This is a genomic window from Pseudomonas baetica (genome assembly GCF_019733355.1).
GTDB classification, from domain to species: Bacteria; Pseudomonadota; Gammaproteobacteria; order Pseudomonadales; family Pseudomonadaceae; genus Aquipseudomonas; species Aquipseudomonas baetica_A.
The window spans coordinates 20944-34372 of sequence record NZ_JAIHLQ010000008.1; the positions used below are offsets into that span (position 1 = coordinate 20944).

General features: G+C 59.3%; 14 protein-coding genes and 1 pseudogene. 7 read left to right on the plus strand and 8 right to left on the minus strand.

Annotation, left to right across the window (positions count from 1 at the left end; all coding sequences use genetic code 11):
• Window positions 1-4: 4 nt before the first annotated feature.
• The 3 genes from K5E40_RS09585 to K5E40_RS09595 all read left to right on the plus strand — a co-directional run bounded on the left by K5E40_RS09585 (window position 5) and on the right by K5E40_RS09595 (window position 2812).
• Window positions 5-865 carry a MurR/RpiR family transcriptional regulator gene (locus K5E40_RS09585; protein WP_221730511.1) on the plus strand — a complete coding sequence of 287 codons (861 nt, stop codon included), beginning with the start codon at window positions 5-7 and terminating at the stop codon, window positions 863-865.
• A gap of 1 nt (window position 866) precedes the next feature.
• Window positions 867-2324 (plus strand): amidohydrolase family protein, encoded by a 1458-nt coding sequence (locus K5E40_RS09590; protein ID WP_221730512.1) that lies wholly within the window; start codon window positions 867-869, stop codon window positions 2322-2324.
• Window positions 2325-2443: 119 nt separating this feature from the next.
• The gene (locus tag K5E40_RS09595; protein WP_221730513.1) at window positions 2444-2812 is read left to right on the plus strand and encodes a glyoxalase superfamily protein; all 369 of its coding nucleotides are present in this window, start codon (window positions 2444-2446) and stop codon (window positions 2810-2812) included.
• Between the two features lie 67 nt (window positions 2813-2879).
• On the opposite strand, the gene K5E40_RS09600 is transcribed toward K5E40_RS09595, so the two are convergent.
• Together K5E40_RS09600 and K5E40_RS09605 are read right to left on the minus strand one after the other, a co-directional pair.
• On the minus strand, window positions 2880-3242 hold the full coding sequence (locus K5E40_RS09600; RefSeq protein ID WP_221730514.1) for a DUF6124 family protein: 363 nt from the start codon (window positions 3240-3242) through the stop codon (window positions 2880-2882).
• Between the two features lie 513 nt (window positions 3243-3755).
• A complete protein-coding gene (locus K5E40_RS09605; protein ID WP_221730515.1) occupies window positions 3756-4772 on the minus strand; it encodes an AraC family transcriptional regulator in 1017 nt (338 codons plus the stop codon).
• A gap of 178 nt (window positions 4773-4950) precedes the next feature.
• On the opposite strand from K5E40_RS09605, the gene K5E40_RS09610 reads away from it, so the two are divergent.
• Both K5E40_RS09610 and K5E40_RS09615 read left to right on the plus strand, forming a co-directional pair.
• A complete protein-coding gene (locus K5E40_RS09610; protein WP_221730516.1) occupies window positions 4951-5196 on the plus strand; it encodes a FitA-like ribbon-helix-helix domain-containing protein in 246 nt (81 codons plus the stop codon).
• Window positions 5193-5612: a type II toxin-antitoxin system VapC family toxin gene (locus tag K5E40_RS09615; protein WP_221730517.1), complete on the plus strand. Its 420-nt coding sequence runs from the start codon at window positions 5193-5195 to the stop codon at window positions 5610-5612. The genes K5E40_RS09610 and K5E40_RS09615 overlap by 4 nt, the downstream gene beginning before the upstream one ends.
• A gap of 90 nt (window positions 5613-5702) precedes the next feature.
• On the opposite strand, the gene K5E40_RS35550 is transcribed toward K5E40_RS09615, so the two are convergent.
• Together K5E40_RS35550 and K5E40_RS35555 are read right to left on the minus strand one after the other, a co-directional pair.
• Entirely contained in the window at window positions 5703-6566 is an 864-nt protein-coding gene (locus K5E40_RS35550) for a methyl-accepting chemotaxis protein (RefSeq protein ID WP_409339130.1), read from the minus strand.
• Window positions 6561-7622 (minus strand): annotated as a pseudogene (locus tag K5E40_RS35555) (methyl-accepting chemotaxis protein); the annotation flags it as partial. The pseudogene K5E40_RS35555 and the gene K5E40_RS35550, both read right to left, overlap by 6 nt.
• Window positions 7623-7876: 254 nt before the next feature.
• Between K5E40_RS35555 and K5E40_RS09625 the strand changes: the two are divergent.
• Both K5E40_RS09625 and K5E40_RS09630 read left to right on the plus strand, forming a co-directional pair.
• On the plus strand, window positions 7877-8548 hold the full coding sequence (locus tag K5E40_RS09625) for a histidine phosphatase family protein (protein ID WP_221730519.1): 672 nt from the start codon (window positions 7877-7879) through the stop codon (window positions 8546-8548).
• Entirely contained in the window at window positions 8545-9363 is an 819-nt protein-coding gene (locus K5E40_RS09630; protein ID WP_221730520.1) for a phosphatase PAP2 family protein, read from the plus strand. Before K5E40_RS09625 ends, K5E40_RS09630 begins: the two co-directional genes overlap by 4 nt.
• Window positions 9364-9429: 66 nt before the next feature.
• On the opposite strand, the gene K5E40_RS09635 is transcribed toward K5E40_RS09630, so the two are convergent.
• From K5E40_RS09635 to K5E40_RS09650, 4 genes are all read right to left on the minus strand, one after another.
• Entirely contained in the window at window positions 9430-10869 is a 1440-nt protein-coding gene (locus K5E40_RS09635) for a glycosyltransferase family 39 protein (RefSeq protein ID WP_221730521.1), read from the minus strand.
• A gap of 81 nt (window positions 10870-10950) precedes the next feature.
• Complete coding sequence (rimJ, locus tag K5E40_RS09640; RefSeq protein WP_221730522.1) at window positions 10951-11538, minus strand: ribosomal protein S5-alanine N-acetyltransferase; 588 nt, start codon at window positions 11536-11538, stop codon at window positions 10951-10953.
• A gap of 278 nt (window positions 11539-11816) precedes the next feature.
• Window positions 11817-12188: a DUF6124 family protein gene (locus tag K5E40_RS09645; protein ID WP_221730523.1), complete on the minus strand. Its 372-nt coding sequence runs from the start codon at window positions 12186-12188 to the stop codon at window positions 11817-11819.
• 194 nt (window positions 12189-12382) lie between these two features.
• Complete coding sequence (locus tag K5E40_RS09650) at window positions 12383-13309, minus strand: hypothetical protein (protein WP_221730524.1); 927 nt, start codon at window positions 13307-13309, stop codon at window positions 12383-12385.
• Window positions 13310-13429: the final 120 nt, after the last annotated feature.

Genomic DNA, 13429 nt, shown 5'->3' on the forward strand with positions numbered 1-13429 from the left:
CGTCATGGACATCCTCTATCAGATCCGCGCCCGTCAGGATTCCTTCAGCGTCGGTGAAGGGCGCATTGCTCGGCTGATGCTCGACGACGTCGGCTTTGCCGCCTCCGCCAGCCTCGATGATTTGGCGCAACGGGCCGAAGTCAGCACCGCCACACTGTCGCGATTTGCCCGCACCGTCGGCTGTCGCGATTTGCGTGATCTGCGCCTGCAACTGGCCCAGGCCAGCGGCGTTGGCAGCCGTTTTCTCGACCCGGCCGGCACACCTGAGCAGTCGGCGTTTTACGGGCAGATTGTTGGCGATATCGAAACCACGCTGCGCCAGCATCTGGCGGCCTTCGACGAATCGCGATTTGCCGACGCGGTGAAAATGCTCAGCCAGGCACGCATGATTCACGCGTTCGGCATGGGCGGCTGCTCGACCCTGTGCAGCGATGAATTGCAGGTGCGGCTGGTGCGCCTCGGCTACCCGATTGCGGTGTGTCATGACGCGGTGATGATGCGCGTCACCGCCGCCAGCCTGAACGCCGAACAAGTGGTGATTGTCTGCTCATTGACCGGTGTCACCCCGGAACTACTGGAAACGGTCGAACTGGCGCGCAACTACGGCGCACGCATTCTGGCCATCACCCGCGCCGATTCGCCGCTGGCCGAACGGGCCGACCTCGTCCTGCCGCTGCAAAGCGCGGAAACCTCGTTCATCTACAAACCGACGGCAGCGCGCTACGGCATGTTGTTGGCCATCGACGTGCTTGCCACCGAGCTGGCGCTGGCCAATCCTCAAGACAATCAAGAACGTCTGCGGCGGATCAAACTCGCCCTCGACGAATACCGTGGCGGCGATGATCACCTGCCGCTGGGAGACTGACATGCTGTACGACACGTTGATTCGTAACGCCCTGATCATCGATGGCAGCAACCGCCCCGGTTACAGTGCCGACGTGGCGATTCTCAATGGTCGCATCGAGCAGATCGGCGACTTGCACGACGCCACCGCCAGCGAAGAAATCGACGCCGCCGGCCGCGTGCTGGCGCCGGGGTTTATCGACGTGCACACCCACGACGACACCGTGGTCATCCGCCAGCCAGAAATGCTGCCCAAGCTCAGCCAAGGCGTGACCACGGTGATTGTCGGCAACTGCGGGATCAGCGCCTCGCCGGTGACGTTGAAAGGCAACCCACCCGACCCGATGAACCTGCTCGGCACGGCAGCGGCGTTCATCTATCCACGCTTCAGCGACTACCGCGCAGCGGTCGAAGCGGCCAACACCACGCTCAATGTCGCCGCACTGATCGGCCACACAGCGCTGCGCAGCAATCATCTTGATGACTTGTTCCGCACCGCAACGGCTGACGAAATCAGCGCCATGCGCGAGCAGTTGCGCGAAAGTCTCGAGGCCGGTGCGCTGGGTTTATCCACAGGCTTGGCGTACGCCAGCGCCTACAACGCCTCCACCGATGAAGTGATGCAATTGAGCGAAGAACTCAGCGCATGCGGCGCGGTGTACACCACTCACCTGCGCAGCGAATTCGCCCCAGTGCTGGAGGCGATGGACGAGGCGTTTCAAATCGGTCGTCATGCCCGCTCGCCGGTGATCATTTCTCACCTCAAATGCGCCGGTGTCGGTAACTGGGGGCGCAGTCCGCAGTTGTTGGCCGCTCTTGAAGACGCGGCAAAAACTCACCCGGTCGGCTGCGATTGTTATCCGTATGCGGCGAGTTCATCGACGCTGGATCTCAAGCAAGTCACCGATGCCCACCGCATCACCATCACCTGGTCGACGCCGCATCCGCAAGTCAGCGGTCGCGACCTGATCGACATCGCCGCGCAATGGAACGTGCCGCTGCTCGACGCCGCCCAGCGCCTGCAACCCGCGGGGGCGGTGTACTACGGCATGGACGAGGCCGATGTACGAAGAATCCTCGCGCATCCGTTGTCGATGGTGGGGTCTGACGGACTGCCGGAAGACCCGTTCCCGCATCCGCGTTTGTGGGGCGCTTTCCCACGGGTGTTGGGACATTTCAGTCGTGACGTCGGGTTGTTTCCCTTACACACAGCGGTGCACAAAATGACCGGTCTGTCGGCGGCCCGATTCGGTTTGAAGGGCAGGGGCGAGATTCGGCAAGGCTACTGGGCCGATCTGGTGTTGTTCGATCCGGCAACGGTGCGTGACGTGGCGGATTTCAGCGACCCGCAACGGCCGGCGCAAGGCATTGACGGGGTGTGGATCAACGGTGTTTTGAGTTATTGCGATGGGCAGGCGAATGGGCGAAGGGAAGGGCGTTTTCTTGCCCGTCAGGGCGATTTGCGTGACGGCTTTCGTTGACGTTTCGCGCAGTGCGTCACAGCAGTGGCACATTGCGACTAAAGAAAGCCATCCACAAGCCGAAGTGCTGACATTCAGCCCCGCTACACTTTTGGGCCAATCAGTCAGGGAGCCCCCCCATGAGCTTCGGCAAAACCACTCCGATCCTGCGCATTTTCGATGAAGCCAAAGCCGTAGAGTTCTACGTCGACTTTCTCGGTTTCAGGATCGACTGGCAGCATCGTTTCGAAGCGAATTTCCCGTTGTATCTGCAAGTGTCGCGGGGTGAGTGTGTGCTGCATCTGTCCGAGCATCATGGTGATGCGACGCCGGGTTCGGCGCTGCGGATTGAAACGGATGAGCTGGAGGCGTTTCAGCAGCAACTGCTGGCCAAGGATTACAAATTCTCGCACCCACAGATCCAGGCCATGCCGTGGGGCAGTCAGGACATGACCATTGCCGACCCGTTTGGCAATCGGCTGGTGTTTACCAACGCGATCAGTGTTTGAAACCGTTTTAAGCCGCACAGAAAAAGCCCGCAGCCAAACCATCAGGGTTTGACTGCGGGCTTTTTCGTTACTCAGTCGGCACTAACGTGTCCAACACGCGATTGACGGCCAATTCGGCCAGCATCACCACTTGAGCAATACCTTGCAGTGTCTTGCGGTGCGTGCCTTCAACCAGCGCCACATGGTTGTTGATCATGACCGTGGCCGAACCGAGGGTTTCACTGGCATCGGCCAGCAGGGATTCGGTGTCGGCGTCGGGGTGTGCCATGTAGAGGGTGTTGGGTTTGTACGGCGCGGCCATGATTTGGTCGGCGGGTTTGAGGTAATGGTCGAGGGCGCGCTCGGCGGCTTCGTGGAATTTCTTTGAATCGGGCGATTCGTAGGGGGAGGCCGGGTCGGTGAACGGCGGGTTGGGCGTTACTTTGAACATAAGCTGTGTTCCCTTCATTGAGCGCCAACCCTTTGGCTACTAAACGAAAGGGAGGCAGCTGTACGCAGGTTAGTAGACCGGGGAACTCAGCTTAAGCCGGCGCGCCGAAGCGCCCTACGTACAGCCACCATCAAGCTCAGGTACGGGAGCACCTGTGATGAATGTACGACCAGCAGAATTACCACGGGCTACTAAACCCGATCACTGGAAATCAGTGACGGACTCAAGTTACCGATGGGCTCCGGGGCGCACAAGCCGGCGGATTCTGGCGCAGGCGTAGGCAGCGGCGCAAGGATTTGTAGGCTGTCGGGCGTAACACTGGATGTCTTTAAACGGATGCGCTGCGAGGTGTTTATTGCACTACAGAGATCAAGGATTTGCCTGTCGGATTTCGGTGCTGCGACTGACGCCTTCGCGAGCAAGCACCCTCCCACACTGGATCGTCAGTGGACACAGATTTTGTGTACGACATAGAGCCCCTGTGGGGGCTCGCTCGCGAAGAGGTCCGCACAGTCAGCCCCGATGCATCTGCCGAAACTCCCCCGGCGGCATCCCCCGCCGACGCTTGAACGTGCGGTGAAACGAACGCGGTTCGGTAAAACCCAAATACTGCGCAATGTCCTGAATCGGCAGGTTGCTGTTGAGCAAGTAATGCTCAGCCAGTTCCTGACGCAGGTCATCGAGAATCTGCTGATACGAGGTGCCGGCCTGTTGCAGTTGACGTTGCAGCGTACGCGCCGACACGGACAACTGCTCGGCCACCTGTTCCTTGCGTGGCAGACCTTCCTTGAGCAATTGGCGCAGGATGTTTTTCACGCGTAGCGCCAGCGACGCATCCTCCAGCGTCGCCATCAACCCCATCGCATGTTCTTCCAGCGTGCGCAGCAATTGCGCATCGGCCTGGCGCAACGGCAATTGCAGATACGCCAACGGCACAATCAACGCTGAATAAGGCTGATCGAACAAAACCGGGCAACCGAAAAACGCTTCGTACTGCGCCAACGTGGTCTCGGCAGGGCAGGAATGTTCCAGCCACACAGCCGCCGGCGACAGCTGCATATCAGCAATCCAGCGCGCATAGTGCAGCCACGAACCGAGCACGTTTTCCACCAGATGCCGGCGAATCTGTGGGCGCTGATAACGGCAGCTCCAGATCAGGTGCACATGGCCGTCCTGCACCTCGGCGCGGCTGACGCCCATGTCGCCGACCAGTTTCTCGAACGGCATGATCCGGCTCATGGCATCACCCAGCGTCGCGCAGTTCATGGTGATGTAACCCAGCACGCTCCACGAGTTGGGTAGCACGAACGTGGCCGCGTTGAGCCCAAACAATGGATCGCCCGAGTGTTCGCAGAAATAATCGAGCAGTTTTTCATGCGCCTCACCCGGCAGGCGCAGGCTGTTGTCGCTCAACTGCTGCGCCTGCAACCCGGCCGCCGCCAATGCCGGCGCAATGGCCATGCCCAGTCGCTCGGCATGGCGCAGGTATTTGAGCAGGGGCGGAACGGAGGTGAAGCCGAGCGATGGCATGATCAAAGCCTGCATGAGCGAATGAATGCCCTGAAAGGTAGTTTGAAAGCATGGCTGAAGTAAATTGCAGACGTGGAATGCGCTGAGGGTGTAATTGCCACTGGGAAGATTGCCAAATCTCAGCAAGGCGGGATGTGTTAGCCTGCAATCAATGATTTCATTGATTGCAGGAGGCGTCATGGCCAGCATCACAATCCGAAACCTTGATGAGAAGCTCAAGGAGCAGTTGCGTATCACCGCTGCCCATAACGGACATTCCATGGAAGAAGAAGCACGCCTGATTCTGGGCAGAGCCTTGGCGACGGTTGATCGCGCTGGTGGGCTTGGCAGTCGGATTCGCAACAGGTTCAGCGATGTGGGGGCCGTGGAGCTGGATCTACCCGCGCGTTCAGATAAAGCCACCGGCGTGGATTTTTCTGAATGATAGTGCTCGATACCAACGTGCTTTCAGAGTTTATGCGCCTCGAGCCGGCAACCCGGGTGCTTGCCTGGGTGGATGCGCAGCCGGCGATGGATCTGGCAATCAGCGCTGTCACCGTGGCCGAAATACTTCACGGCATCGCACGCCTGCCCTCTGGCAAGCGCAAACAAAAACTGGAGGCGCATGCCATGGCCATGTTCGAAGAGGACTTTGCCGGGCGCATTTTGCCGTTCGATGCCCATGCCGCCGTTGAGTACGCAACACTGGTTGCTGATTGCGAAGCAAAGGGCCGCGCGGTGTCGATGGCTGACGCGCAAATAGCCGCGATCTGCCGCGTGCATGGCGCATCCATTGCCACTCGTAATGTGAAGGATTTTGAGTTCAGTGGTGTTGAAATCATTGATCCGTGGGCGAGCTGACGGCTTCTGTTGCTGTTCAATAGCGCCCACAAAAAAGCCCGCTATCACATCTAGTTGATGTGGTAGCGGGCTTCTTCGTTAGTCGGTCAATCAGACGCGGAAGTGGCTCACCATCTGCTGCAACTGACCCCCCAGGCGCGCCAGTTCAACGCTGGACGCGGCGGTCTCATCGCTCGCGGCGGCGGTCTGTTCGGACACGTCGCGCACGTTGATGATGCTGCGGCTGATCTCTTCGGCCACGGCGCTTTGCTGCTCGGCAGCGGCGGCGATCTGCTGGTTCATCGACTGGATGTTCGACACCGTGCGGGTGATGTTTTCCAGGGACGAGCCGGCCTTGCGGGTCAGGGCTACGCTACTGTCGGTCAGCGCGCGGCTGTTGTTCATCACGGCCGAGACTTGCTGCGTGCCGTTCTGCAGGCCGGCGACCAGGCCTTCGATTTCTTCGGTGGATTTCTGTGTGCGCTGAGCCAAACCACGGACTTCGTCGGCCACCACGGCAAAACCGCGACCGGCTTCACCGGCGCGTGCCGCTTCGATGGCAGCGTTGAGCGCCAGCAGGTTGGTCTGTTCGGCAACGGCTTTGATCACGTCCATGACGCTGCCGATCTTGTCGCTTTCCTGCTGCAACACGCTCATGGCCTCGGTGGAACGCGCCACTTCGCTGGCCAGACGCTCGATCTGGGCGATGGCTTCATTCACAACCTTGTCGCCTTCACGGGCTTCGCCGTCAGCAGCGGCGGCCGCTTGTGAGGCTTCTTCGGCGTTGCGCGCGACTTCCTGCACGGTGGCGGTCATCTCGTGCATGGCGGTGGCGACCTGATCGGTCTCGATTTTCTGGCTGTTGACACCGGCGCTGGTCTGCTCGGTCACGGCCGACAGTTCTTCGGCAGCGCTGGCGATCTGGGTGACGCCGTCGCGGATGCCGCTGATCAGGTCGCGCAAGGTCACGCCCATGCGGGCGATGCCTTGTTGCAGCACACCGAGTTCGTCGCGGCGGGTGACGACCACGTTTTGCGACAGGTCGCCGCTGGCGATGCGCTCGACCACGGCAAGGGTGTCTTGCAGCGGGCGGGTGATCTGACGGGTGATGATCACGGCGGCAATGATGCCCACCAGCAGAGCCAGCAGGGTGCTGATCAGTTGCAGGGTGCGGGCCTGGGCGCTTTCGGCGTCGCGGCGATCAAGCTGGATCTGATACAGCTGCTCGCTCAGTTTCACGATAGTGCTGCCCTGATCGGTCATTTCCTTGCGTGCCTGCACGGCTTCGCTGTTGGCGGACTTGTAGGCCATCAGCGCGCTGCGATAGTTGATCAGCGCCGCTTCCAGCTGACGCAGGGCATCTTGCTGGGTATCGCCGAAATGCACATTCAGTGGCTTGAGGCTGGCGATGGCCGCGTCGAGTTGGCCGATGGCTTTCTGCTCGGTTTCGGCGTTGGTGGTGGCGGTGTAGCCACGCACTTCGTAGCGCGCGAGGATGAACGCTTCCTTGGCGCCAGTGATGGCCTGGAACTGGTCGAAACGCTGTTCGCTCATCGCCATCTGGTGGACGCGGGTGCTGATCGCTTCAATCAGGCTGTAAGCGGTTTGGGCGTTAGCGCCCATGGTCTCGCGCGCGGTGTTACCGGTGCGGTAGGCGTTGCGCATTTTGTTCAGCGACGTCTGGTACTCGGCGATAGTCGCGGCCTGCTCCTTGAGCAGTTTGACGTTTTCCGGGCTTTTGAAGCTGCTGATCAGTTGTTGCTGTTGTGCGGCGAAACCGTCGAGGGTGGTCTGCACATTCTGCGCGGCGGTCTCGTCGCCGTTGGTCAGCATGTATTGCAGGCGCACCACGCGCAGTTTGGTCAGGCCGGCGTTGAGCTGGGTGATGTCGCTCATCCAGTTACTGCGGTCAATCAGGCTGCCCAGGCTGGTCCAGCCGGTCAGGGCCAGTACGCAGGTCAGTGCCAGGACAAGGCCGAAGCCCAATCCCAATTTCAGGTTCACGCTGATGTTACCGAACCAGCTATTCATCACAATTCCTCCAGAAACGTTGGGTTTCTTGATCGTCGGTTAGGCTGGAAGATTGTTGTTTTTTTGAGCCAGCAAGGGTGTAGCAGGTGTGTATCGGCCGTAAATCCGAGAGCTGAAAGGATTTTGTCCGACAGAATTTGTAACAAGCCGATCCCAAGACTTTTTTCACATGGGTTTCACTGGCTGCCCACACGGGCGTCTGTAGCTTCGCCGCATCGAATGACAAGTGATGCTGGCTGGCGAGGCGGTTTTTTGTGGAATTGAGACTGAGTCTGTTCGGCGCCAAGCGCTCGATTGATCTGAGCGGTTTGGCGCGTTTTCGAAACACTTGGGTCGTGTTGGCGGCCTCGGTGTTGGTGATTCCACTGACCCTTTGGTTGCTGGCACCGGCGTCGGTGCCGGATCTGGCCCACGGCAACGTGGCCGGTGCGAAGGCGTTGGCGGCGGGGTGGGCCAAGGGCGACATGATCGTGCTGGTGCGCCACGTCGAGCGCTGCGATCACTCCAGTGCGCCGTGCCTGATCGGCCATGACGGCATCACCGACCGTTCGCGCAGTGCCGCCGTCAGTGTCGGTGCACAGTTCGAACAACTGGGCCTGAACAATGCCGACATCTACAACAGCCCGTCGCTGCGCACCGTGCAGACGGCCGGTTACATGTTCAATCGGGCCGCGAGTGGGGAAGACTGGTTGATGAACTGCAAGGGGCACATGTTGCAGGACGCGCTTTCGCACAAGATCCCCGGTCGTAACCTGATTCTGGTGACCCACAGCGAGTGCATGGGGCAATTGGAAAAAGATCTGAAAGTGCCGACATCCAACCTGGGTTACGGCGCTTCACTGTTTGTTTCCGCTGCCAGCCCGGCGGCTCCAAAAATGCTCGGCTTTATTGAAGCTTCCGACTGGCGCACGGTGACCACCCGATGAAATCTCGTTTTTACGCCTACAACTTTGGCATTCCGCTGGTGTGCGCGGCGCTGGTGTTCCTGATGTTCGACATGACCAAAATCGACATCGCCTTCAGCAATCTGTTGTTCGATCCACTGACTCAGAGCTTCCCGCTCGACAAGATTCACTTCTTCGAAAAACTGACGCACAAATGGGCGCGGATCATTCCGAACTGGACGGCCGAAATCGCCCTGATCGGTGCGATGCTGTCGGTGGTCTGGCCGTTGGTCAATGCACAGAAGCGTCCTCGACTTGGCGCGTTTCTGGAGCGCAGCAAAGTCGCTCCCGTGCTGCGATTCACCGCTGATCACCGTCGGGACTTTCTGTTTGTGGTGGTGGCTTTCGCGGTGTGTACGGGCGTGATCCATTTCCTCAAGTCGCACACCAGTGTTTACTGCCCGATCGAGACGACGTTGTATGGCGGAAAAATGGCCCACATCGAGTGGTACAGCAATTTCCAGCTGTTCCATGAAGCGGGTAGTGGGCGTTGCTGGCCGGGCGGCCATGCGTCCGGTGGTTTCACCATGCTGGCGTTGTATTTCGTAGCGCGTCGCTATCAGTGGCGTTTTTCCAGTGCCTTGCTGTGGGGGTCGTTGTTGCTCGGTTTCGTCTACGGCACGACGCGGGTTCTGCAGGGCTGGCACTACATGTCCCACACGTTCTGGGCTGGAATCTTCGTGTGGTTGGCGTGTTTGCTGACGGCGCTGGCGTTTTATGGGTGGGCACGGCTGGCGTTGCCGGTGCTGGACAAGCAGTCTCAGGCCTTCAGCACGCAGCCAGAAGCGTCGGTCTGAGTCTTTGCGATCGCTACAGAAAACCCGCCTTTTACTGGCGGGTTTCTTGTTTGTACTCCCGCTAGTTCAATACCCGACGAAGTAGTACGCCTGCTTTCCAACCATCAACGTCTTGAGCACTTTCAACGGCGCAGCGGGTTCGCGGTCTGCCGCCATTATTGCGACGTGGGAGGAAGAGGCGGCGAGGAAGTCTCTCAACTGTGCATCGGTATCCAGCCCCTTTAGCACGCGTTGGGTGTAGAACACGGTAGCGCCACCCAGACGTTCATTGGCCTGAAACAGGGCGATCTGATGCCCTTCGGCCTGCAGCGTCTGAATGTGTGCGGTCAGCGGCAGGAAAGAGAGTTTTTTATCCGCGTGGGGGAGTGCCCATTGCGCTGCGCCCAGGTAACTGAAGATCACCAGCGTGAGGATGCTCATTGCCAGTGTCTGACGATGACGGGCGATTTTTCCGACGAGCCCGATGGCGGTTTCGTGCCCTTTCAATCGCTCAAACAACACGCCTGCGTATTCGGCAGCAATCACCGCAGCAGCCGGTGTCATCGACATCAGGTACACCGTGCGCTTGCTCGACGCCAGGCTCAGCATGATGAATTGCACGATGATCCACAGGCTGAAAAACAGCAGGTAACGATTGGCCTTCAGCTCTTTACGTAAATGCCACAGCCCCAGGTACACCAGAATGTTCCACGGCAGGAAGGCTTCGGGCAGTTTGGCCAGGTAGTAATAGAACGGTTCGTAGTGCCCGGCCTCGACGAACGATCCGCTGAAGCGTCCGACGCTGTTGGTCAGCAGCACTTCCTTGAGCGCTTGCACCCCGCCGTGCTGATAGAGCACGGCCAGCCAGATCAGCAGCGGAATCAGCCCGATTGCCGTGAGCAACCCGGGCCTTAACCAGTCGCCAACCTTCAGGCGCTTGTCCATCAGGTTGTCGGCCAGCAGATAAGCGAAAATCACTACCCCCGGCATCGCCAGCCCGAGCACGCCTTTACTCAATGTGGCGATGGCAATCCCGACGATAAACAGCAACGAACTGCCTAGGGTCGATGCACGTTGCGCCTGGAAAAACGCCAACAGCGCCGTGGTCACGCCGAGCGCGAGCAGGGCATCTTCGCCAACGCCGCGCACGTTGCTCCAGTAGCTGGCCATGGTTGCCAGGAGAATTCCTGCCGTCCAGGCGACCATTTTTGGCCGTTCGAAGCGACGCAACATGCCGTAAAGCAACATCACGCTGAGCAACCCGGCAACCGCTGACGCCAATCGCACCGCCCACGGCGAAACACCGAATACGCGCATGGCGCCGGCGTCCAGCCACAAACTCAGGGGCGGTTTTTCCAGAAACGGTTCGCCGAACAGACGTGGGGTTACCCAGTCATTGTCCAGGTGCATCTCCATGGCGATCCCGGCGACGCGAGCCTCGGTGGAGCCTTGCAATTGATGGTTACCCAGCGCGAAGAAAAACAGCAGGGCGGCAAGCAGAAACAGCGAAGTGGCGGCACGCGACATGGGTTTCAGGCAACCGGAAGGGGCGGGAAACCTGAGCATACGTCGCCAATGCTTAACAAATTGTGAACGTCAGCGTTTATTTCACGCCAGGCGTCGTGACCAGCGCTGATCCGGCGCTTCGAACGCCGGATTGACCAACGCCGTCAGCACATGATCCTGCCAGCGTCCGGCTATGTTCAGGTACGCCTTGGCGTAGCCTTCACGCTCAAACCCCAGCCGTTCCAGCAAGCGTGCACTGCGATCGTTGCCAGGAATGTAGTTGGCCATGATCCGGTGCAGGTTCTGTGTCTCAAACATGTAAGCGATGGCAGCCTCCAGCGCTTCCTGCATCAAGCCCTGGCCCTGATGAGCCTGGTCAATGTGATACCCCAGATAACACGCCTGAAACGCGCCGCGAATAATCCCGCTGAAATTGCAGGCACCGATCATCTGTTGGCTGTCGGGCGTCAGCAGGGCGAAATGCATCGCCAGTCCCGCTTCAAACGCGCGGGCCTGGATGTCGAGGCGTCGGCGAATCTGTTCGGTGGAGAAATAATCGGTGGTCCGGATCGGCGACCACGCCGCGAGATGGCGTTGATTGCGCTGGTAGAAATCACTTTCCAGTGCCGCCTGATCCGGGGCAAGGATGGCCAGCGTCAGGCGTTGGCAGGGCAGGGTCAGCAGCGGCATCGGGGGCTCCGGTTGGCGAGAAGTCTGCTGGCAGGTTCGCGCAATAACCTGGAGTACGGCAAGCGATGGTGGAAAAGGGCGCGTAAACGCCAGGCAAAAAAAAGCCCGCGGGAGAGTGCGGGCGAACCGTAGTTTCTTGAATGAGCGAGTGGACTGTACCGGTTTGGCGCAGCGGCAGCAGTGAAGAAAAATTCATCTCGAGGCGCTGGCTCGATGTCGTTCCACCGGTTAATAAAAGACAGGCCGACAATGAGGTCGGCCTGTGCAGGTTTTGCCCATCAGTGGCGAACTTCAGGGTCGGGGGTGGCGCACGATCGTTGGGGGTCAAGATTGTCCCGCACCCGACAGATCACGATTTCGGCCAATGCACTCAGTTGCTTTATAGCGACCGCAACATGGCGCTGGGAACCGTCAAACTCATCAGCAAAGTTGGCGCTGATGACCGCGAGGGATTCAAGGAGGTCACTGGCATGCGCCAGCAGGGTTGTCGTGTCGACGTCGTCGCGTACGCTGAGCATCTGCTTGAGGGGGATGGTGCGGCGGGGTTTGCGTCGGTTCGAGCTGGTGGTGTTGGATTGCGGTTTCAGGCCGGCTGTTTGCGCTTCGGCAGATACCGGTCCAACAAGCGTAAGTCGGGTGATTTTTTTCATGACGTAGCTCCGTGGAATGAACAATCTCTGCGGTTGCGGCTGTCAAACCGTCCGCTGGATGGCAGCAATCGTGGAGGGTAATCCCCTGAAAACCTGTTCACCAGTTCATGAAAGTCGACGCGTATTGAGGGAAATTTCCTAGGATGCGAAATGTAGGAAGTGATGTTGCGTGTAAGAACCTTCCTGGATGCTTGTCAGCGCTCGGTAACTTTATCTTCCCGTAAAATCCAGCCCGCCTCGCCAGCGTCCAACGTGTACTGAACCTGGCGCATTTTTCCTGTCCGGCCCGCGTCTGCATCGGCGCTGTCGTAGAGCGGAAACCGCTGTACCAGCCCGTTCTCCACCACAGAAAATGAATCCTCTCCCTGATACCCCTCGGCGGTCTTCGGATTGTCGCTGACCGGCGGCAGGTAAATGTCGCTCAGGGATTTTTTATTGTTGGCCGAGTAGGCAATCAGTTCTCCCGGCATGCCGCGACCGGAGGCGCGCGTAAAAACGTAGATCTCAGGTGAGCCGTCGTTATTGAGGTCGGCGACTTCGGCACGGACGATCTCGCCGTTAAGCGGTCGGGTTATCGCCGAGTTGTCGATTTCCAGCCCCTTGGGTTCGATGCGCAAAGTGGGTTTGCCGTCGACGATATTCGCCTGCACATGAAAGCTGATGCCCTGCAACGCCAGGTTCTGGTCGAAGGGCGCGTGGTTATCCACAGCGTCGCCGTTGGCGAGGATGAGCGAGATGTTGTAGTCGGCCACTTCATTGCGCCGAGCGGCATTGCGCATGAGATAGACCTGCACCGAGTATTCGCCGTCGGCGGGTAACGAGCCGAGAAAGTGATTGCCCATCATCGAACCGTTGAACAGCGCGTAATCGGCGCCTTTGGCGGTGATGTTGAAGTAGGCGGAGGTGTTGGAGGGCTTGAAGTCCACCGTCAGGAGCTGCCCAGCCTTGGCATTGAGCCTGTACTGCGCCGTCTTGTAGCCCTTGATCGATTGTTTGAACTGCACGCTGCCATGGCCGCTTTTGTAGACGACCTGCTGGATCCTAGGCGCGATGTCGATGGTGGCAGCGTGGGCAGACAGTGAAACGAGGGCCGCCAGTACGGCGCCGAGCCAGATATTCATGAGCGTCCTTCGGGTAATTGCCTCTGTGCCCCGAAGCATAGATCCGGCGCCGCATACCAGTCCAACCTGGCAGGCGATTAAATCTCGCCGGATTTCAGGGGGTGTTTGAAAGGGGGGCTC